Here is a 19,569-nt window from a genome sequence, read left to right as displayed (position 1 = left end):
ATGACCATGCTCGACCGTATCCTCGAGACCAAGCGCGCCGAAGTCGCCGCACGCAAGGCCACCACCTCGCTCGCCGATATCGACGCCGGGATCGCGCGCATGTCGAAACCACGCGGCTTCCGCGCCGCGCTTGATGCGAAGCCCGGCTATGCGCTGGTCGCCGAGGTCAAGAAGGCGAGCCCCTCGAAGGGCCTGATCCGCGCCGACTTCGATCCGGTCGCGCACGCCCGCGCCTATGAAGCCGGCGGTGCCGCGTGCCTGTCGGTGCTGACCGACGAAAAATGGTTCCAGGGCGCCGACGCCTACCTGACCGCCGCGCGCGACGCCGTCTCCATCCCCGTCCTGCGCAAGGACTTCATGGTCGACCCATGGCAGTCGACGGAAGCGCGCGCGATCGGCGCCGACTGCATCCTCATCATCGTCGCCGCGCTCGACGACGTGCAGATGGCGGAGATCGAGGCGTCCGCGCTCGAATGCGGCATGGACGTCCTCGTCGAGGTCCATGACGCGCACGAAATGGAGCGCGCGCTCATGCTCGAGTCGCGGCTGATCGGCGTCAACAATCGCGACCTGCGCGACTTCACCGTCGACTTCAACCGCACCTACGAGCTGGTCAGCCGCGCGCCCAAGGAATGCACCTTCGTTGCCGAAAGCGGCCTCACCACGCGCGCAGAGCTCGACGCGATGGCCGAGCACGACATCCGCTGCTTCCTGATCGGCGAAGCGCTCATGCGCCAGGACGATGTCGAGGCCGCGACGCGGGCGCTGGTAGGATGACCGGCCTCACGCACATCGACGAAGCCGGCGCGGCACGGATGGTCGACGTCGGCGGCAAGGCGGTCACCGCGCGCGAAGCCGTCGCCTCGGGCCGGATCACCATGTCCGCCGAAGCCGCCGCCGCGATCGGCGCGGGCACGGCCAAGAAGGGCGACGTCCTCGCGGTCGCGCGCGTCGCCGGGATCATGGCGGCCAAGCGCACCAGCGACCTGATCCCGCTCTGTCACCCGCTCCCGCTGACCAAGGTCGAGATCGACCTGACCGTCGACGCAACCGGCGTCACCGCCACCGCCACCGCCTCGACCGAAGGCAAGACCGGTGTTGAAATGGAAGCGCTCACCGCCGCGACGGTCACGCTGTTGACGATCTACGACATGGCCAAAGCGATCGACAAGACGATGGTCCTCTCCGACATCCGCGTCCGCGCCAAATCAGGCGGCAAATCCGGCAACTGGACCGCCTGACAACCCCCTCTCCCCAAAGGGGAGAGGGAAAGACGCCAAAGGCGTCGAGGGTGAGGGCACGCCAAGCGCAGTGACCTCAATCACCCATAGCCCATTCGTGATCCTCGACGATCGTCGACTCCACCGGCCGCCCCGCCGCATCGAGCGAAGGGTCGTACCGAAACCGCTGCTCGATCAGCCGACACGTCAGGTCATCGAGTTCCCGGCTCCCGCTGGACCCGGTCACCCGACACCGCGTCACGCGACCATCGATCCCGACCACATACCGCACCGACACCCGCCCCCGGATCCCCGTCTCCGCCGCCTCGCGCGGATAGTCGGAGTCCTTTAGCCGCCCCTTGCGCCACTGCGGCGGCGTCTCCTCGCCACCTCCACCGTCGCCATCGCCAGACCCACCGCTCCCGGTGCCATTGCCGATCCCCCCGCTCCCGGTCCCCGGCCCACGCACGTCCGAAGCCCCGGCCGTCGCCTGCGCGCCCAGCCCGGCCTTCTCCGCCACCACCACCGGCGGCGGCACCACGATCGGCACGACCGGCGGCGGCGCCACGAGTTCGGTCGCCTTAGACTTGAGATTGGGCGGCGATGCAGCCCCCTCTGGCTTGCGGCTCGGCGACGGCCGCGGCTTGACCTTTTCGACCGGCGGCGGCGGCGGTGGCGGCGCCACCCCAAACACCTTCAACGCCTCCCCGACCGCCGCCGGCATCGGCACGACCAGCCCGTTGAGGAGCGCATAGCCAAGCATCCCCGGCAACACGACCGCCCCGATCGCTGCGCCGATCCTGTCTCTCGTCCGTGGCTGCGTTGCACTCATCCTATTGATCTGGTGCGTCATTGCGCACCAGAAAAGCCCCTCACCGCATGAACGCAAGCTGGCCAACGCCCCCACTACCTCCACCCCGGCGAAGGCCGGGGCCCAATTGGGAAGGCCCAAATACTAACGAGCGCCCTCCGCCCCACCCTGTTTCCCCGCGAAGGCGGGGACCCAGACTGGGCTCCCGCCTTCGCGGGAGAACAAGGAAGCAGGAGCTGACCTCGAATAGACCGGAACACCCCCCCACCCCAACAACACCTGTCCTACACACCAAACCGATGGCACAGCACGGAACATACCGCCCCACCCCCGCGCTTCCCCTACGACACCGCCCCAAACGGCGACCCGCCAAACACCTCCCAGCGTCTATACTTCCTATACTTCACTTTTCAGAACCGCCCGAAAACAGAGACTTACGCATGACCCTAGTCCCCGTCGCCGAAGCTCAGACCCGCCTCTTCGCCATGGCCCCCCGCGTCGGTCATGAGACCGTTCCCCTGCGCGACGCCGCCGGCCGCTGGGCCGCCGAGGATATCCTCGCCCGCCGCACCCAACCCGCCGCCGACCTGTCGGCAATGGACGGCTACGCGATCCGTTTCGTCGACCTCCCCGGCCCTTGGTCGGTCATCGGCGAAAGCGCCGCCGGCCGGCCCTTCACCGGCGCGGTCGGCGCAGGTGAGGCCACCCGCATCTTCACCGGCGCCGCAATCCCCGAGGGCGCCGACACCGTCATGGTCCAGGAAGAAGCCGAGCGCGACGGCGCCACGCTGATCCTCGCCGGCGAAGGTCCGCCGACGCTGGGCCGCAACACCCGCCGCAAGGGGCTCGACTTCTCGACCGGGACGCGTCTGATCGCGGCCGGCCAGCGTCTCAGCCCCGCGCGCATCGCCGTCGCCGCGACCGGCGGCCATGGCAGCCTCACCGTCAACCGCCGAGTCCGCGTCGCGGTTGCCGCCACCGGTGACGAACTCGTCCCGCCGGGCTCGACCACCGATGGCGTCGCGCTCCCCGAATCGAACGGCATCATGCTCGCCGCGATGCTCGCCGACATGCCGGTCGACGTCATCGACCTCGGCATCCTCCCCGACAATCTCGACGTCCTGCGCGACGCTTTCGCAAGCGTCGAGGCCGACCTGCTCGTCACCACCGGTGGCGCTTCGGTCGGCGACCACGACCTCGTCCGCCCGGCGATCGAGGCGGCGGGCGGAACGATTGATTTCTGGCGGATCGCGCTGCGCCCCGGCAAGCCGATGATGGCCGGCAGGATCTGCGACATGATGGTGCTCGGGCTTCCCGGCAATCCGGTCTCCGCATTCGTCACCGCGATCCTGTTCGTCAAACCCGTCGTCGCGCACATGGCGGGCGCAAGCGATCCGCTACCGCAGGCGACGCATGCGCTGCTCGGCGAAGACCTGCCCGCGAACAACGCGCGGACCGATTATCTCCGCGCCGAACTGCGTGACGGCAAGGCCTATGCCTCGACGATGCAGGACAGCTCGATGCTCCTGACGCTTGCCCGCTCGACCTGCCTGATAGTACGTCCCGGCAGCGCACCGGTGGCAAACACAGGCGAATCGGCGGAAATCCTCGTCATTGCGTAATGGCGGCGCTTGACGTCACCATTTATGTTCCATAGAAGTTCCTCGTCTGTTCCGGACGGAGAACCGCCATGCTCACGCGCAAGCAGCACGAACTCGTCTGCTTCATCAACGATCGCCTCAACGATACCGGTGTGTCACCGTCGTTCGAGGAAATGAAGGACGCGCTCGACCTGAAATCCAAGTCGGGCGTCCACCGTCTGATCAGCGCGCTCGAGGAGCGCAACTTCATCCGCCGCCTGCCGAACCGCGCGCGCGCGCTCGAAGTGCTGCGGATGCCGGAACGTCCGGAAAAGCCCGAGAAGAAGGTCGCGGCGAAGTCGTCGAACGTGAAGGCGGCGCCTGCTGCCGCCACGCCACAGCCCGCCAACGACGTCATCGAGATCCCGCTTCACGGTCGCATCGCCGCCGGTGTCCCGATCGAGGCGTTCGAAGGCAGCACGATGCTCGCCGTCCCCGCCGCGTTGCTGGGCACCGGCGAGCATTACGCGCTCGAGGTGTCGGGCGATTCGATGGTCGAGGCAGGTATCCTCGACGGCGACTATGCGCTCATCCGCCGCACCGATATCGCCCGCGATGGCGAGATCGTCGTGGCGTTGATCGAGGACAGCGAAGCCACGCTCAAGTTCTTCCGCCGCGAAGGCGCCATGGTCCGCCTCGACCCGGCCAACCGCGCCTACGACCCCCAGCGCTATGCGCCGGCGCAAGTCCGCGTCCAGGGCAAGCTGTCGGGCATCCTCCGCCGCTACGACTGAAACCGACGCGCCACCGGGGTGAAGCGCCGGGCCTGCCCAGGTCCGGCGCCTAGCGTCGGCGGATCGCGCCACGGATGACGGTCACCCGGCGACAGGATGGTCTCCACCCGGCCAGATCCCAACGTCACCGCCACCCCCCCGGTCCGCCGCAGGATATTTCGGTCGAGCCGCAACCATCGCGGCGTGCAGCGCCTCGGCAGGTTCCGCTCGCTGACGACGATATCGGCGATCCGGCACGCGGCGAGCAGCTGGTCGATCGGCACCATATACGCACTCCGCGTCGCAAGAACCCGCCACGTCCGCCCGCCCCCGGCGATATCGGTCACGCAAAGATCCCGGCTGCACCGCGCGTCGGGCTGGTCGGCCAGGAACAACGGTTCGCCGTCGACCCCGCCATTTTCCGCCAGCGTGGCGCGCGTATAGTCCCCCGCCCGGTCCCGCAGCATCGCCAGTCCCGCCGCCGTCCGCACCGCGACATGCCGCCCGTCTCCCGTCACCAGAATGTCCGGCGGCGGTGTCGTCAGCGCCCAGATCGCCCCCACCGCCAACGGCACGCCGCCTAGCCGCCGCCACCGCGTCCGCCACAGCGCAATCCAGATCCCACCAACGACCATCAACGCAAACGTCGCAACTGGCATCGCCGGCAAGGCCCGCACCGACCCCGGCGCATCGGCCACGCGGTGCGCAAGCCACAACAGCGCATCGAGCGACGTCTGCACCATCCACCAGACCGGTGCGCCCATCCCCCCGGCATCGAGCAGCAACGCCAGCGCCTCGAGCGGCATGACGACGAACGTCGTCAGCGGGATCGCCACGATGTTGGCGAACGCACCGTACAAACCCGATTTGTGAAAATGAAAGACCGCGATCGGCATCAGCGCGACCTCCACCAACAGCCCGGTCAGCAGCAGCGACGCCACCCCGCGCCCCAGCTTCCGGACGCGCCCCTCGTCATGCGCGCCGAAAAAGGTCCGGATCGCCGGATGTTCGTGAAACGCCATGATCGCCGTGATCGCAGCAAACGAAAGCTGGAAACTCGGCCCAGCCGCGGATTCGGGCAGCACGAGCATGACGCACATCGCGCCCGTCGCCACGAGCCGCAACGTCATCGCCTCCCGCCCCATCGCCAACGCCACCAACACCAGCAGCGCGGCGACGCACGAGCGGATCGTCGGCACCTGACTTCCGGTCAGCAAGGTATAGCCGATCGCCGCCGCCGCCCCCGCCAGCGCCGCGATCACCGGCAACCGAGCATGCAGCGCCAGCCACGGACTGAGCGCGAACAGCCGCATCACGATCAGCATCGTCGCCGCCACCGCCGCGGTGATGTGCAACCCGCTGACCGACAGCAGATGCGCCAGCCCCGCCCGCCGCATCGCCTCCGAATCGTCCTCGCTGATCGCGCCGACGTCACCCGTCGCGAGCGCTGCGGCGATACCGCCGGCGCTACCCTCCAGCCGGCTGACGATATGCCGCGAAAGCGCGACTCGGATACCCGCGCCCGATCCGCTCGCTACCGTCACGACGACCGGGGCAAACCCCCGCCCCGTCGCGCCGATCCCGCTGAACCACGCGACGCGCGCGAAATCATAGGCGCCGGGCACCGCCGGCAGGGGCGGCGGCATGAGCCGCGCGCGCAGCCGGACGATCGCGCCCGTCCCAAGCCCGCCCGGCGCATCCCGCTCCGCCAGATTGACGCGGATCCGGTGCGGCAAGACGACGGCTTGCCCCGCGCTGTCCGCCCCCTCCCCGACCGGCAACAGCGTCAGCCGCACGAGCTTGCGCGCCACCAAGGGTTCGATCACCTCGACCTTGGCGGAAAAGCTGGCGATCGTAGGGCCACCAAGTACGGGCGCCGCAACCGTTTCTGCGCGAAACCAGATCAGCCCCAGCCCCAGCGCCCCCGCCGCCATGCCGAGGGCAACAACCCGCGCCGCGCGACTACCGCGCCCGGTCGCAATACAAGCGAGCCCGATCGCGAGCATCCCCAGGATTGCCGAGCGCCATGCCGCCGCATCGGGCAGCGCGAACCAGAGCGCGATGCCGCCGCCCAGCATCACCGGCAGCCACAATACGAGTTGGTCGCGCTCCGCCTCCAGCCAGCACTCGATGGCGCGGCCCGTTCCCGCCATCCAGGGCGGCACGCCTATTTGTCGCCGCCAAGGACGCATGCTAGGGCCGGCGACGGCTGATCCGGCCATCGTTTCTACAGTCTGGGAGCACCCGCGGTTGGGCGCAATATCTGATACGGGGACCGCCAATTCGGCCGCACCCGTGGTTACCCGTTTCGCTCCGTCGCCGACGGGGTTCCTGCATCTTGGCGGCGCGCGCACCGCGCTGTTCAATTGGCTGTTCGCCAAGGCGAATGGCGGCAAATTCCTGCTCCGGATCGAGGATACCGACCGGGTCCGCTCGACCCAGCCGGCGATCGACGCGATTCTCGACGGGATGCGCTGGCTCGGGCTCGACTGGGACGGCGACGCGGTGATGCAGTTTGCCGGCGCCGAGCGCCACGCGCAGGTCGCGCACGAGATGGTCGCGAACGGCCATGCCTATCGCTGCTACATGACCAACGACGAGATCGCCGCGATGCGCGCCGAGGCGCAGGCAGCGAAGAAGCCGCTGCGCATCCGCAGCCCGTGGCGCGATCGCCCGGCAAGCGAAGCGCCCGACCTTCCCCACGTCGTCCGCCTCCGCGCGCCGCAGGAAGGCTCGGTCACGATCGAGGACCGCGTCCAGGGGTCCGTCACAGTCCGCAACGAAGAGATCGACGATCTCGTCCTGCTCCGCTCGGACGGCACCCCGACCTATATGCTCGCGGTCGTCGTCGACGATCACGACATGGGCGTCACGCACGTCATCCGCGGCGACGATCACCTCAACAACGCGTTCCGCCAGTTGCCGATCTATCGCGCAATGGGCTGGCCCGAGCCGATCTACGCGCACATTCCGCTGATCCACGGCCCCGACGGCGCCAAGCTGTCGAAGCGCCACGGCGCGGTCGGTATCGAAGCGTATCGCGACGAGATGGGAATCCTGCCCGAGGCGTTCGACAACTATCTGCTCCGGCTCGGCTGGGGCCACGGCGATGACGAGATCATCAGCCGCAAGCAGGCCGTCGAATGGTTCGACCTGTCGGGCGTCGGCAAGTCGCCCTCGCGCTTCGATCTCAAGAAGCTCGAAAACCTCAACGGTCATTACATTCGCGAAGCCGACGATGCACGGCTGGCGGAACTAGCTGCCGCACGTCTCGGCCACGACCTCCCGACCGGCGGACTCGATCTTCTGACTCGCGCAATGCCGGTCCTGAAGCCGCGTGCAGCGAACCTGAACGAGCTGGCCGAGGGTTCGAATTTTCTGTTCAGTCAGCGCCCATTGGCGATGGATGACGCTGCGGCGAGCCTTTTACAGGGCGAAGCGAGCGCAATTTTGGTCAATGCCCATGCCGAACTTGACGCGCTCGACAAGTGGGATACGGAGGCGCTCGAAGGCGCGGTACGGCGCGTGGCCGAAGCCCGGGGCGTAAAGCTCGGCCAGGTCGCACAGCCGCTTCGCGCCGCGTTGACGGGACGCAAGACGTCGCCGGGGATCTTCGATGTGCTCGACCTGCTCGGGCGCGACGAGAGCCTGGGACGGATCGCCGACCGGATGGCGAGCTGATAAGATTTCGAGGAAGGATACAAGCATGAGCGAGACCGCAAACCTCAAGGTCGACGGCAAGGAATTCGATTATCCGGTGATGTCCGGAACGGTCGGCCCCGATGTCATCGATATCCGCAAGCTGTACGCGCAGACGGACAATTTCACCTATGATCCGGGCTTCACCTCGACGGCGTCATGCCAGTCGAAGCTGACCTATATCGACGGTGACGCGGGCACGCTGCTGCACCGCGGCTACACGATCGGCGAGCTGGCCGAGCAGTCGAACTTCATGGAAGTCGCCTATCTGCTGCTCAACGGGGAACTGCCGAGCAAGGACGAGCTGGCCAACTTCTCGAACACGATCACGCGCCACACGATGGTGCACGAGCAGCTCGCGCAGTTCTTCCGCGGCTTCCGTCGCGACGCGCATCCGATGGCGATCCTGTGCGGCGTCGTCGGCGCTCTGTCGGCCTTCTATCACGACTCGACCGACATCCACGATCCGGCACAGCGCGTCATCGCGTCGCACCGCCTGATCGCCAAGATGCCGACGATCGCCGCGATGGCGTACAAGTACAGCGTCGGCCAGCCGTTCGTCTATCCGGACAACACGCTGAGCTACACCGGCAACTTCCTGAAGATGACGTTCGGCGTGCCCGCCGAGAAGTATGTCGTTAACCCGATCGTCGAAAAGGCGATGGACCGCATCTTCATCCTCCACGCCGATCACGAGCAGAACGCGTCGACCTCGACCGTCCGTCTCGCCGGGTCGTCGGGCGCCAACCCGTTCGCGTGCATCGCGGCCGGCATTGCCTGCCTGTGGGGCCCCGCGCATGGCGGCGCGAACGAAGCCGCGCTCAACATGCTGCACGAGATCGGCACGGTCGACCGGATCCCCGAGTTCATCGCCCGCGCAAAGGACAAGAACGATCCGTTCCGCCTGATGGGCTTCGGCCACCGCGTCTACAAGAACTACGATCCGCGCGCGGCCGTCATGCAGACGACTGTCAAGGAAGTGCTCGGCGAGCTGGGCGTGACCGATCCGGTGTTCGACGTCGCGATCGAGCTCGAGCGTCTTGCGCTCAACGATCCGTACTTCATCGAGAAGAAGCTCTTCCCGAACGTCGACTTCTATTCGGGCGTGATCCTGTCGGCGATCGGCTTCCCGACCTCGATGTTCACCGTGCTCTTCGCGCTCGCCCGCACCGTCGGCTGGGTCGCGCAGTGGAACGAGATGATCACCGATCCCGACCAGAAGATCGGCCGTCCGCGCCAGCTCTACAGCGGCCCGACGGCGCGTGACTACGTCCCGATGGACGCACGCTGATGACGACGCTCCGGCCGATCCTGATGATCGTCGGTGTGCTTAGCGCACTGATGGGTCTACTCTGGATCGGCCAGGGGCTCGGATACGTCCATTGGCCGCAATCGAGCTTCATGCTCGACCAGCGGCCATGGGCGGATCGCGGCGCATTCCTCGCCGCGTTCGGTTTAGCGCTGATCCTGGTGGCGCGCCGGATCCGCCGGTAACGTCAACACGAATCGCGCGCCTTGACCGGGTGCGCTCTCGATTGTGAGATCCCCCCGCATCGCCCGCGCCAGACGCCGCGCGATGTACAGGCCGAGCCCGTTGCCGCCGGCCTCCGATGGATCGACCCGCTCGAACTTCTCGAAAATCCGCACCTGGTCCTCGGGTGCGACGCCCTTGCCGGTGTCCGCGACCACGACGGCTGCGTGACCGTCGATCTGCGTCGCGGTGACGACGACCTGCGCCCCACGCGGTGAATAGCGCACCGCATTGCCGACAAGGTTGACGAGGATCTGCAACACGCGCCGGAAATCGCCGAGCGCCGCGACGCGCACCTCGACCGCGGGCCGCGTGATCGTGACATCGGCATTGGCGGCACGCACCGACAACAGCCCCGCCGCGCGGCGGGCGACATCGGCCAGATCGATCGGCTCGGGCACGAGCGTAAAATCGGACCGCTCGACCGCCTGGAGATCGACCAGGTCATCGACCAGTTCGAGCAGATGGCGCCCGGCACTGGCGATATCGGCGGCATAGTCGGCGTAATCACCCTGCACCGGCCCATCGGCCTGCGCGTTGATGCTGTCGGCATTGGCGACGATCCGCGCGAGTGGTATCCGCAACGCCTTGTCGAGTCCGCTGGTAAAGGTCGGCGACAGCGTTTCCGTCCCAGCCGGCGGTGCGACATCGTCGACCACCATCCGCGCCGCGCCGACGAACCCGGCGAAATCGCCCGAGGCATCGTGGCGGACGCTCGCCGTGAGCGTCACGGCACGCCCCGAACTCCGCAGCCGCGCGGGCTGCGCGATCAACGGCCGGCGCCTTGCCAGTGAATCGAGGATCGGCAACGTCCCGTCGGATCCGGTATCGAGCGAAAACATCGCCGTCAGCGGTTGGCCGAGCAGCGCGAACGCGTCGAAGCCATGCTTGGGCCCTGCATCCAGCGTGACGAACGTCAGCCGCAGCGCCGCATCGGTTTCCCACCGCCAGTCGGTGTCGCTGCCGAGAAACGCGTCCTGCGTATCGGGCGAGGCGCGTACCGGCCGCCACGCCGCGATCTCGCGCCAGCCGCTCACTGTCAGCCGGACATTCTCGCCATCGGGTTGCGCACGCACCCAAAGATCGACATCGGTTTCGTCGTCCGCGACCACCACGCCGCGCGACACGACGATGCCGAGCCGCCGCGCGAGCCGCGCGATCGTCGCGAGTTGCGGCACCGCCAGCGGCGCCCCGCGCATCCCGCCCGCGCGCTGGTTCAACGCGATCAATGCCGAGTCCGCGAACGACAGCGAACCGTCGGGCGCGACGATGGCGTGGGCGATCGGGCTTTCGGTCGAAGGGTCGAACGCGCTCATCGTCGTTCCGTACGCGACAGCGCGCGCAACGCCATGCGAAAATCGCGGTTCAGTGCCAGCGGCGCGATGGACGCCCGCGCGTCCTCGACGCCGATCGAAACGATCGCGTCCAGCGCGTCCGCAAACGCCTCGATATCGCGACGCGGATCGGCTTCCGACAGCGCGAGCCCGATCCTGGCGATGGTCGGTCGATCCATGTCGAGCGCGCGCAGCGCGAGCCAGAGCCGGTCGCCCTCGGGATCGAGCGTGATCGCGCGCGCCTGATCGAACCCGATGCCCAGCGCATGCGCCAGCACCGCGACGAACAACGAGAGCCGCCGATCGCCGATCGATTCGACCAGCACTGCAGCCAGCTCATTGGGTCGCGCATCGAGCGCCGCCGCGAGCCGCGTGGCCACCGCATCGGGGCGCTCGCCTTCGTCATGCGCCGCCAGACTGCGCTGCGCCGCATCGGTTATCGCGCGATCACTGTCGCGTGCGGCGGTTTTCAAGCCATCGCGGATCGCCGCAGCCACCCACCAGACCAACCGGTGATGCAGCTCCGCCGGCAGTTCGCTGCCCCCGACATGGCCCTGTTCGTTTGCCACCCTTCGCCGGCTTTCGGCGGCGAGCAGCGCCGAGGCGGCCGATGCGACGACGCTGTCGGGCACGCCCGCCAGCCGCACCAGCAGGCTCGCTTCATCGGGTTCGGCCACCTCGACCGGCAACGATGCCGCGATCAGATCATGGCGAACCCGCGCGATCAGTTCGTCCATCAAGTCTTCGTCACGCAGCAGTCCGGCGCGCGTCAGCCGCTCGAGCACGGTCCCCGCCCCCACCTTCAGCATCGCTTCGCCCGCACGCGTCGCGCCGTCGCCGACCAGCAGCCGCGCTGCATGCCGCCTTATGTCCCACTCGATCGCCCCGACGATCGCGCCGAGCACCTGCGCCAGCAAAAGCCGCGTGCGGTCGTCGAGCCGCGCGTCCGCATCGAGGAAAAAGTCGGCGATCGTCCCCGCCAGCCGCGTCTCGGCGCGCACACGCGCACGCTCGGCCCGTTCCATTGGATCATAGGACGGCATAGCGTCTTGCATCGTTGGGCCGGCAGACATGATCCGTGTTTAGCCCCCCGGTCGTTAAGGTCCGCCTAAGGCGCGCGACGCAATCGTTCGATCGCCGCTGCCAGCGTGGTCGTGGCATAGACCGCGGTCACGCCCAGCCCGAACACCGGAAACCCGATCAGCGCGAACACCGCGACGACGAGCAGATACGCAGCCGGACTGCCCCACCACAGCCGGCGCTCGCGTTCGAGAATGGCACGCTCCGCCAATCCGCCGAGCGCGACGGTCGCGGTCCCGATCGCCAGCGCGGTGTTGTCGCCTGCATAGCCGCTGACGAAGAAGGCAAAGACGAGAATCGCGGCCGCAACGACACCGCCGATCGCCAGCGTCTGCCAGCGCGCCATCGGCGCCTCGTCGCGAAGACCGCTCAGCACCGAACCCAGCGCCAGTGCGATACACCCGACCAACGCCAGCACCAGCCCCGCCGACGACAGGCCGAAGCCGATCGTCACCAGCCCGGCGACCCCCAGCGCAAGCCCGGCCGCGCCGACGGTCGTTCCCGCCGCCCCGCGATCGACCAGCAACGGCAGCGCGAGCCGCGCGATCGGCGCAAGCACGAACCGGTCAAACCAGCCCCGCCGCCCCGACACGATCGTCATCAGCACCGCGCGGCCGCGTTCCTCCAGCGTCCGCGCCTGTCGCTCGATCCCGTGGCCGCCACGCACTGCGTCGGTGGGCAGCAGCACGTGGATCGCACGCGACTGCACCGCCAATCGCAGCAACGACGACTGGAGATCATAGTCCTGTGGGAGCGCCGCCACCTCCGCGATCCGGCTCGAACTCAGTCGCGCCACGCCGGCCCAGGCCATCTGTCCGCCGACGCGTTCGAAACCGGGCCCCGCATCGCTCTCGGGCACGACGAGCAGGCAATCGCCCTCCTCGCTCGCCATCGCCTTGACGATCGCGTCGGTCGTCACCAGTCCGTCGCCGAGCATCAGGACGCGCGCGAGCGGGTGCAATTTCTCCACCGCCTCGGTCGCGGAGCGCACCGTATCGACGCTCACGCCACGCCGGCCGATGCGGTTGATCGCACCGAGCAGTTCGGGCGTCATGCGCGCGACGACGACGATCACCTGCGACACGCCGGCCGCGATCAGCAACCGCGCCTGATACTCGATAAGGGTGACGCCGCTGAACGGCAGCGTCGCAGCCAGACGATCGGGGCGATCGTCGGCGTCATGAATTGCAAATAAGAGGCCGGCAAGCATTGCTGGCTGTTAGGCCGTACGCGTCGTCCTGCAAAGCCCGCGTTCGGCCGAACCACCGTGCGCCGCGGTTCTGTTCGACGTGAGACGTGCGAAATCGGAAAATGAAAGGGCTCTGGACCAGCGCGACTACGTCTACGCCGCCGCTATGATAGGCCGTGCCGCCCTCATTACCCGATGGATGCGTAACGGATCGTCGCATCATGCGTTTTGTCCGGCCGCAAACCGTGATACCCCCAATGTTCATGAACGGGGGTTCGTCAATGATCGGGTTTCGTGCGGCGGCAGGCAATGCCCATCCCATTCGCGCGGACATCGTGATGGATCCGGTGATAGAAGACATGTCCGAAACCGTCGCTGAACATCAATACGACGAGGTTTATCAAGAGCCTGCACCTGAACGTGGCGCGCTGTACGCCGGCATCGCCGTCGCGATCGTAGTCGTCTGGCTCGCCGCGATGCTGTGGATCGCGCGCGGTGCGCTCGCGACGGTCGAGCCCATCGCGCTCGTCCAGTTCATCGCCGCGCTTTGCGTCGTGCCGGCGCTTGTCGGGATCGTCTGGCTGCTCGCAATGCGAACCAGCCGCGCCGAGGCGCACCGGTTCGGCATCACCGCGCAGGCGATGCGCGACGAGGCGGCCAGCCTGGAGCGCACCGTCGCCGCGCTGTCGAACACGATCGACGCAAACCGCGCGCAGCTCGCACAGCAGCTCGACGCGCTGATGGCGATGGGCGGCGGCGCGACCGAACAGCTCGCAGCGATTGGTCGCGGCATGGTCTCCGAAATCGACCAGGCCGCCGCGCACGCGCGCAACCTGGCCACGTCGACCGCCGGCGCGCAGACCAGCCTCGGCGTCCTGATCGCCACCCTCCCCCGCGCGCAGGCGGATATCGACGACGTCGCCAAGCGGCTTGAACGCACCGGTCTGTCCGCGAGCGAACACGCCGCCGCGCTCGACGCGCAGATCGTCGCGCTCGCCGAACGCGGTCGTGAGGCCGACACGATGGCCAGCGGCGCGGCGCAGCGCCTCGCCGCGCATATCGTCCGGATGGAGGCGACCAGCCAGACGGCGGGTGCGCATCTCGAATCGGTCACCGATGGCATGTCCGGCGCGGTCGACGCGCTGCTCAACCGCACCGCCGACGCGGTCGACGAAGCGCGCAAGGGCATCGCCGCACAGGGCGACGCGATGCTAGCGATGGTCGGCGCGAACCAGGCGGCACTCGACAGCGCCGCACGCGACAGCGCCGAAGCGCTCGCCCGCCGCATCGCCACCGTCGAAGACGCGATCGAACGCGTCGCTATCCGCCTCGACCTGCAACGCGGTGCGGGTGAGCGGATCGTCGACGATCTCCACACCGGGCTCGGCGAAGTCGAGGCGCGGATCGAGGCGCTCCACACCCACGGGACCGAACGCACCCGCGGCCTCGCCGCATCAATCGGCGCGCTCGGAGGATCGGCGGATGCGATGACCGAAGCGCTACGTGCCGGCGACGCGATGGCGCACCGGACGATCACGACGACCGAGACGCTGCTGGTCGCGCTGGACGCGGCCGCGCGCGAGATCGACGAGACGATGCCCGAAGCGCTTGGCCGGCTCGATTCGCATGTCCTCGCGAGCAAAAGCATCGTCGTCTCGGCGCGCCCCGACCTGCTCGCGCTCGTCACCGCGGCAGAGAGCACGCACGACGCGATCGAGGCGATCGCGGGAGTCATCGGCGAACAGCGCCATGTCCTCGATACGCTATCGACCGACCTGCTCAACACGCTCAACACCGGCCGCGCCAAGGCCGATGCACTCGGCCAGATGGTCGACGAGGCGATCGGCCGTACGCAGCATTTCGCCGAAGACGCCGCGCCCCAGCTGATCGAAGCGCTTCACCGCGTCCGCGAAACCGCCACGGTCGCTGCCGACAAGGCGCGCGAGACACTCTCGAAGGTCATCCCCGAAGCCGCAGCCGCGCTCGGCGCCGCGAGCGCCGACGCGATGCGCCGCGCGACCAACGATACCGTCGAACGCCAGGTCCGCGCGCTCACCGACGCCACCGACGCGGCCGTCGACGCCGCAACGGGTGCGACCGAGCGGCTCGCGCGCGAAGTCCAGGCGATCGTCGACAAGACCGCGATCGTCGAAACCCGGATCGAAGAGGCGCGCACCGAACGCGAGGACGCGGACAGCGATACCTTCGCGCGTCGCGTGTCGCTGCTGATCGAATCGCTCAACTCCGCCTCGATCGACATCACCAAGGCGATCGCGCCCGAAATCTCCGACAGCGCGTGGGGTGCGTATCTCAAGGGCGACCGCGGCGTCTTCACGCGCCGCGCCGTCCGGATCCTCGACGCGAGCGAGGTGCGCGAGATCGCCGGCCTCTACGACGACGACGAGACGTTCCGCGAGATGGTCAACCGCTACATCCACGACTTCGAGGCGATGCTCCGAGCGATCCTGACGCAGCGCGACGGCTCGCCGCTCGGCGTGACGTTGTTGTCGTCGGACATGGGCAAGCTATACGTGGCCCTGGCGCAGGCGATCGAGCGGCTGCGCTGAGCCGTACCAGACAGGAGTTTTCGAAATGATGCAGCGCCACCGCTGACGCGGCCCTCGCCAGCGGAGCACTCCGCCGACCGGACTCACATTTCGAGACTCCTATGCAAAGACTGAACACCAAGACGTGCGTCGTCACCGGCGCAGCGCGTGGCATCGGCCGCGCCATCGCCCAGCACTTCCATGACGAGGGTGCCGTCGTCATCCTGACCGATAGCGACGAAACCGCCGGCCAGCAGGCGGCCGCGGCGATCGGGTGCCGCTTCGAAAGACTGGACGTTCGGGACGAAGCCGATTGGCAGCGCCTGGCCGACCGCGTTCCGGTCGTCGACGTCGTCGTCAACAACGCCGGTGTGACGGGGTTCGAGGGCGGCATGGGCCCCCATGATCCCGAACAGGCGAGCCTCGCGGACTGGCGCGCGGTCCATGCGGTCAACCTCGACGGCACGTTCCTCGGCTGCCGTTATGCGATCGGTGCAATGAAGGCGGCGGGTACGGGCGCGATCATCAACATCTCGTCGCGTTCAGGACTCGTCGGCATTCCCCTCGCAGCCGCCTATGCGTCGTCCAAGGCCGCGATCCGCAACCACAGCAAGACGGTCGCGCTCTACTGCGCGCAGCGAGGGTGGAAGATCCGCTGCAACTCGGTGCATCCCGCCGCGATCCTGACGCCGATGTGGGAGCCGATGCTGGGCACCGGGCCCGACCGCGAGGCACGGATGCAGGCGCTGGTGGCCGACACGCCGCTGAAACGCTTCGGCATGCCCGACGAGGTCGCCGCCGTCGCGGTGATGCTAGCCTCGGACGAGGTGACCGATATCACGGGAACCGAGATCAACATCGACGGCGGCCTGCTGGCAGGCTCTGCCGCGTCACCGGGCTAAAGCGCTTCAATCCTCCCCCGCCAGGGGGAGGCGGCACCGAAGGTGACGGAGGGGGAGGACACGGAACAGAAGTTCGCGCCTACCGCCCCCTCCGACTGGCAAGCGCCAGCCACCTCCCCATGGCGGGGGAGGATCTAGCGCGTCACCATGTTACCGCGGTCGAACAGATCGACGCTCTGCGGCGTCACCCATCCATAATAATAATTGAGCTGGAACAGCACGAACAACACCGTCGCGACCACCGTCACGCGCAGCGCCGTCCGCCCCGACCGAAACTCGTCCGGCGCACTCTCGGCCTGGCCGGGGACGAGTTCGCCCCCGGCCTCCGGCGTCGTGCGCACGCCGAACGGCAGGACCAGGAACACCGAGAACGCCCAGAACAGGACGTAGATCGCGAGTGCCGAGGTCCAGCGCACAGGGTCAGCCCTCGATCAACAAGACGTCGACGATCGGCTGCTTGCCCGTCCAGCGCTTGGCGACCTTGCGCACCGCGAGCCGGATCTGCTCGCGCATCTTGTCGCTCTCGCGCTTGCCGCCACGCACCGTGTCGCCCGCCGCCTGCACCGCGTCGGTGATGAACGCCGCGCGGTCTTCCTCGACCGGCACGCCCTGCACGCGCACCTGCGGCTGGCCGACCATGCGGCCGTCCTTGCCGAGCGCGACCGCGACCGAGATCTGGCCGTTGATCGCCAGCTTGCGACGTTCGGCGATCGTCGCGCCGTCGGCGGGCAGGATCACGTCGCCATCGAGCACGAGCCGCCCGACGGTCGCGTTGCCGATCTTCACCGGGCCCTTGGGCGCCAGTCGCACGATGTCGCCATTGCTCTGCACGAGCGCGCGCGGGATACCCTGCTCGAGACCGAAGCGCGCATGCTCCATCATGTGGCGCATCTCGCCATGCGTCGGGATCAGCACGTCGGGACGCAGCCAGTCATACATCTGCGCGAGTTCGGGGCGACCTGGATGACCCGAGACATGAACGTGCGCCTGACGCTCGGTAATCATCCGAATGCCCTTGGCCGCCAGCGTGTTCTGGATGCGACCGATCTGGACCTCGTTGCCCGGGATCTGCTTCGACGAGAAGATCACCGTGTCGTCCGCCTCGAGCGTGATCGTATGGCTGCCATTGGCGACGCGCGCCAGCGCCGCGCGCTCCTCGCCCTGCCCGCCAGTGGCGATGATCAGCACCTTGTTCTTAGGGAGCCGCATCGCCTCGTCGGGGCTGATCGTGTCGGGGAAGTCCTTGAGATACCCCGTCGAGCGCGCGACCTTGATGATCCGGTCCAGCGAACGCCCCGTGACGCACAGCTTGCGCCCGGTTTCCTTGGCGACTTCGCCGAACGTGTGCAGACGCGCTGCGTTCGAGGCGAAGCTGGTGATCATCACCCGCCCCTTGGCCTTGCTCACTTCCTCGAACAGACCCTTACGCACGGTGCTCTCGCTGCCCGACGCCTTGTCGTTGAGAATGTTGGTCGAATCGCAGACCAGGACGTCGACGCCCTTGTCGCCGATCGCCATGAAGCCCTCGGGCTTGGTCGGGTTGCCGATGACCGGGGTCGCATCGAGCTTCCAGTCGCCGGTGTGGAACACGCGGCCAAAAGGCGTATCGATCAGCAGCGCGTTCGCCTCAGGAATCGAATGCGACATCTCGACGAAGGTGAAACCGAACGGCCCGAGCTGGAAATTGCCGCCCATCGGGATCATCTTGAGCTTCACGCGATTGGCGATGCCCTCTTCCTCGAGCTTGCCGCGGATCAGCCCCATCGTGAACGGGGTCGCATAGATCGGCACGCCAAGGTCTTCGGCGAGATACGGCAGCGAGCCGATATGATCCTCATGCCCGTGCGTGATGACGATGCCGAGCAGGTCGTCGATCCGGTCCTCGATAAAGGACAGGTCGGGCAGGATCACGTCGACGCCGGGATATTGCGGATCGGCGAAGGTGATGCCGAGATCGACCATCACCCATTTGCCCTGGCAGCCGTACAGGTTGACGTTCATGCCGATTTCGCCGGAGCCGCCTAGGCCACAGAAAAGCAGTTCGTTCTTCGGAGTCATTGATTACTTTCAGGATTACACAGGAATATGGCCCTCAGGCCGGTGGCGCGAGCCAAATGGCCCTAGATATGGTGACGGTCCCACATCATCGCCAGCCCCTGGATCGTCAGGTCGGCTTCGATGACGTCGAACACGTCGGTCTGTTTCTCGAATAAGGTGGCAAGGCCGCCGGTGGCGACGACCTTCACGGGTCGGCCGATCTCGCGCTTCATCCGCGCGACCAGCCCCTCGATCATTGCCACATAGCCCCAATAGATGCCGATATGCATCTGAGAGACGGTGTTGAGCCCGATGACGCTCGTATCGGTCGGCGCCTCGATCGCGATCCGCGGTAGCTTGGCCGCCGCGGTGACGAGCGCGTCGAGCGACAGGTTGATGCCCGGCGCGATGATCCCGCCCTTGTACGCGCCGCTATAGTCGACGACGTCGAACGTCGTCGCGGTGCCGAAATCGATGACGATCAGGTCACCGGCATGCAGCGCGTGCGCCGCGATCGTGTTGACCGCGCGGTCCGCGCCGAGCGAAGCAGGCTCGTCGACATCGATCGCGATGCCCCATTCGATCGGCGCATGCCCCGCGATGAGCGCGTCGGTGCCGAAATATTTCGACGCGAGCACCTGAAGATTATGCAGCGCGCGCGGGACGACGGTGGCGACGATGACGCCCTCCACCGCAGTACGATCATGCCCGCCGAGTTGCATCAGCTGGCTCAGCCACACCGCATATTCGTCCGCCGTACGCCGCGGGTCGGTCGCGATCCGCCAGCGCGCGACGATTTCGCCGCTCTCGACGAGCGCGAACACGACATTGGTATTGCCGGCATCGATCGCGAGCAGCATCAGCGGG

Annotated in this window: 17 protein-coding genes; 9 read left to right on the top strand and 8 right to left on the bottom strand. The window is 67.6% G+C overall.

Features of this window, described 5'->3' with window-relative positions; translation table 11 throughout:
- Positions 1 to 777 (top strand): indole-3-glycerol phosphate synthase TrpC, encoded by a 777-nt coding sequence (gene trpC / locus EV283_RS10065; protein WP_130324871.1) that lies wholly within the window; start codon positions 1 to 3, stop codon positions 775 to 777.
- Positions 774 to 1,241, top strand: coding sequence for a cyclic pyranopterin monophosphate synthase MoaC (moaC, locus tag EV283_RS10060; protein ID WP_130324869.1), 468 nt, complete (start codon positions 774 to 776; stop codon positions 1,239 to 1,241). Before trpC ends, moaC begins: the two co-directional genes overlap by 4 nt.
- Before the next feature lie 76 nt (positions 1,242 to 1,317).
- Here the strand turns inward: moaC and EV283_RS10055 are convergent, their stop codons facing one another.
- Positions 1,318 to 2,052: an energy transducer TonB gene (locus EV283_RS10055; protein WP_130324867.1), complete on the bottom strand. Its 735-nt coding sequence runs from the start codon at positions 2,050 to 2,052 to the stop codon at positions 1,318 to 1,320.
- A gap of 419 nt (positions 2,053 to 2,471) precedes the next feature.
- Here EV283_RS10055 and EV283_RS10050 point away from each other — a divergent pair, with 419 nt between their 5' ends.
- Entirely contained in the window at positions 2,472 to 3,653 is a 1,182-nt protein-coding gene (locus tag EV283_RS10050; RefSeq protein ID WP_130324866.1) for a molybdopterin molybdotransferase MoeA, read from the top strand.
- A 68-nt stretch (positions 3,654 to 3,721) separates the two neighbouring features.
- Entirely contained in the window at positions 3,722 to 4,405 is a 684-nt protein-coding gene (gene lexA, locus EV283_RS10045) for a transcriptional repressor LexA (RefSeq protein WP_056418284.1), read from the top strand.
- Here the strand turns inward: lexA and EV283_RS10040 are convergent.
- Entirely contained in the window at positions 4,396 to 6,537 is a 2,142-nt protein-coding gene (locus tag EV283_RS10040; RefSeq protein ID WP_207223076.1) for a ComEC/Rec2 family competence protein, read from the bottom strand. The genes lexA and EV283_RS10040 overlap by 10 nt on opposite strands.
- A gap of 142 nt (positions 6,538 to 6,679) precedes the next feature.
- On the opposite strand from EV283_RS10040, the gene gltX reads away from it, so the two are divergent.
- From gltX to EV283_RS10025, 3 genes are read left to right on the top strand one after another with little or no spacing between them, the layout of a single operon-like run.
- On the top strand, positions 6,680 to 8,065 hold the full coding sequence (gene gltX / locus EV283_RS10035) for a glutamate--tRNA ligase (RefSeq protein WP_242615888.1): 1,386 nt from the start codon (positions 6,680 to 6,682) through the stop codon (positions 8,063 to 8,065).
- A 25-nt stretch (positions 8,066 to 8,090) separates the two neighbouring features.
- Complete coding sequence (locus tag EV283_RS10030) at positions 8,091 to 9,374, top strand: citrate synthase (protein WP_056418127.1); 1,284 nt, start codon at positions 8,091 to 8,093, stop codon at positions 9,372 to 9,374.
- Positions 9,374 to 9,577: a hypothetical protein gene (locus EV283_RS10025; protein WP_130324862.1), complete on the top strand. Its 204-nt coding sequence runs from the start codon at positions 9,374 to 9,376 to the stop codon at positions 9,575 to 9,577. Before EV283_RS10030 ends, EV283_RS10025 begins: the two co-directional genes overlap by 1 nt.
- On the opposite strand, the gene EV283_RS10020 is transcribed toward EV283_RS10025, so the two are convergent.
- Genes EV283_RS10020 through EV283_RS10010 form a run of 3 tightly spaced genes read right to left on the bottom strand, consistent with a single transcriptional unit; the run spans position 9,539 to position 13,238 of the window.
- A complete protein-coding gene (locus EV283_RS10020; RefSeq protein WP_130324860.1) occupies positions 9,539 to 10,930 on the bottom strand; it encodes a HAMP domain-containing sensor histidine kinase in 1,392 nt (463 codons plus the stop codon). The genes EV283_RS10025 and EV283_RS10020 overlap by 39 nt on opposite strands.
- The gene (locus tag EV283_RS10015; protein ID WP_130324858.1) at positions 10,927 to 12,021 is read right to left on the bottom strand and encodes a DUF2336 domain-containing protein; all 1,095 of its coding nucleotides are present in this window, start codon (positions 12,019 to 12,021) and stop codon (positions 10,927 to 10,929) included. The genes EV283_RS10020 and EV283_RS10015 overlap by 4 nt, the downstream gene beginning before the upstream one ends.
- Before the next feature lie 35 nt (positions 12,022 to 12,056).
- Positions 12,057 to 13,238 carry a hypothetical protein gene (locus EV283_RS10010; protein WP_130324856.1) on the bottom strand — a complete coding sequence of 394 codons (1,182 nt, stop codon included), beginning with the start codon at positions 13,236 to 13,238 and terminating at the stop codon, positions 12,057 to 12,059.
- 260 nt (positions 13,239 to 13,498) lie between these two features.
- On the opposite strand from EV283_RS10010, the gene EV283_RS10005 reads away from it, so the two are divergent.
- Positions 13,499 to 15,784, top strand: coding sequence for a hypothetical protein (locus EV283_RS10005; RefSeq protein ID WP_207223074.1), 2,286 nt, complete (start codon positions 13,499 to 13,501; stop codon positions 15,782 to 15,784).
- Between the two features lie 101 nt (positions 15,785 to 15,885).
- Positions 15,886 to 16,665, top strand: coding sequence for an SDR family oxidoreductase (locus tag EV283_RS10000; protein WP_130324854.1), 780 nt, complete (start codon positions 15,886 to 15,888; stop codon positions 16,663 to 16,665).
- Positions 16,666 to 16,799: 134 nt separating this feature from the next.
- Here the strand turns inward: EV283_RS10000 and EV283_RS09995 are convergent, their stop codons facing one another.
- The 3 genes from EV283_RS09995 to EV283_RS09985 all read right to left on the bottom strand — a co-directional run bounded on the left by EV283_RS09995 (position 16,800) and on the right by EV283_RS09985 (position 19,562).
- Positions 16,800 to 17,081: a DUF1467 family protein gene (locus tag EV283_RS09995; protein WP_130324852.1), complete on the bottom strand. Its 282-nt coding sequence runs from the start codon at positions 17,079 to 17,081 to the stop codon at positions 16,800 to 16,802.
- 4 nt (positions 17,082 to 17,085) lie between these two features.
- Complete coding sequence (locus EV283_RS09990; RefSeq protein ID WP_130324850.1) at positions 17,086 to 18,723, bottom strand: ribonuclease J; 1,638 nt, start codon at positions 18,721 to 18,723, stop codon at positions 17,086 to 17,088.
- 62 nt (positions 18,724 to 18,785) lie between these two features.
- The gene (locus EV283_RS09985; protein ID WP_130324848.1) at positions 18,786 to 19,562 is read right to left on the bottom strand and encodes a type III pantothenate kinase; all 777 of its coding nucleotides are present in this window, start codon (positions 19,560 to 19,562) and stop codon (positions 18,786 to 18,788) included.
- Positions 19,563 to 19,569: the final 7 nt, after the last annotated feature.

This window comes from Sphingomonas sp. BK036 (assembly GCF_004216825.1).
GTDB lineage: Bacteria > Pseudomonadota > Alphaproteobacteria > Sphingomonadales > Sphingomonadaceae > Sphingomonas.
Note: the sequence above shows the minus strand (reverse complement) of the source record. Positions and strands in the feature narration are given on the sequence as shown.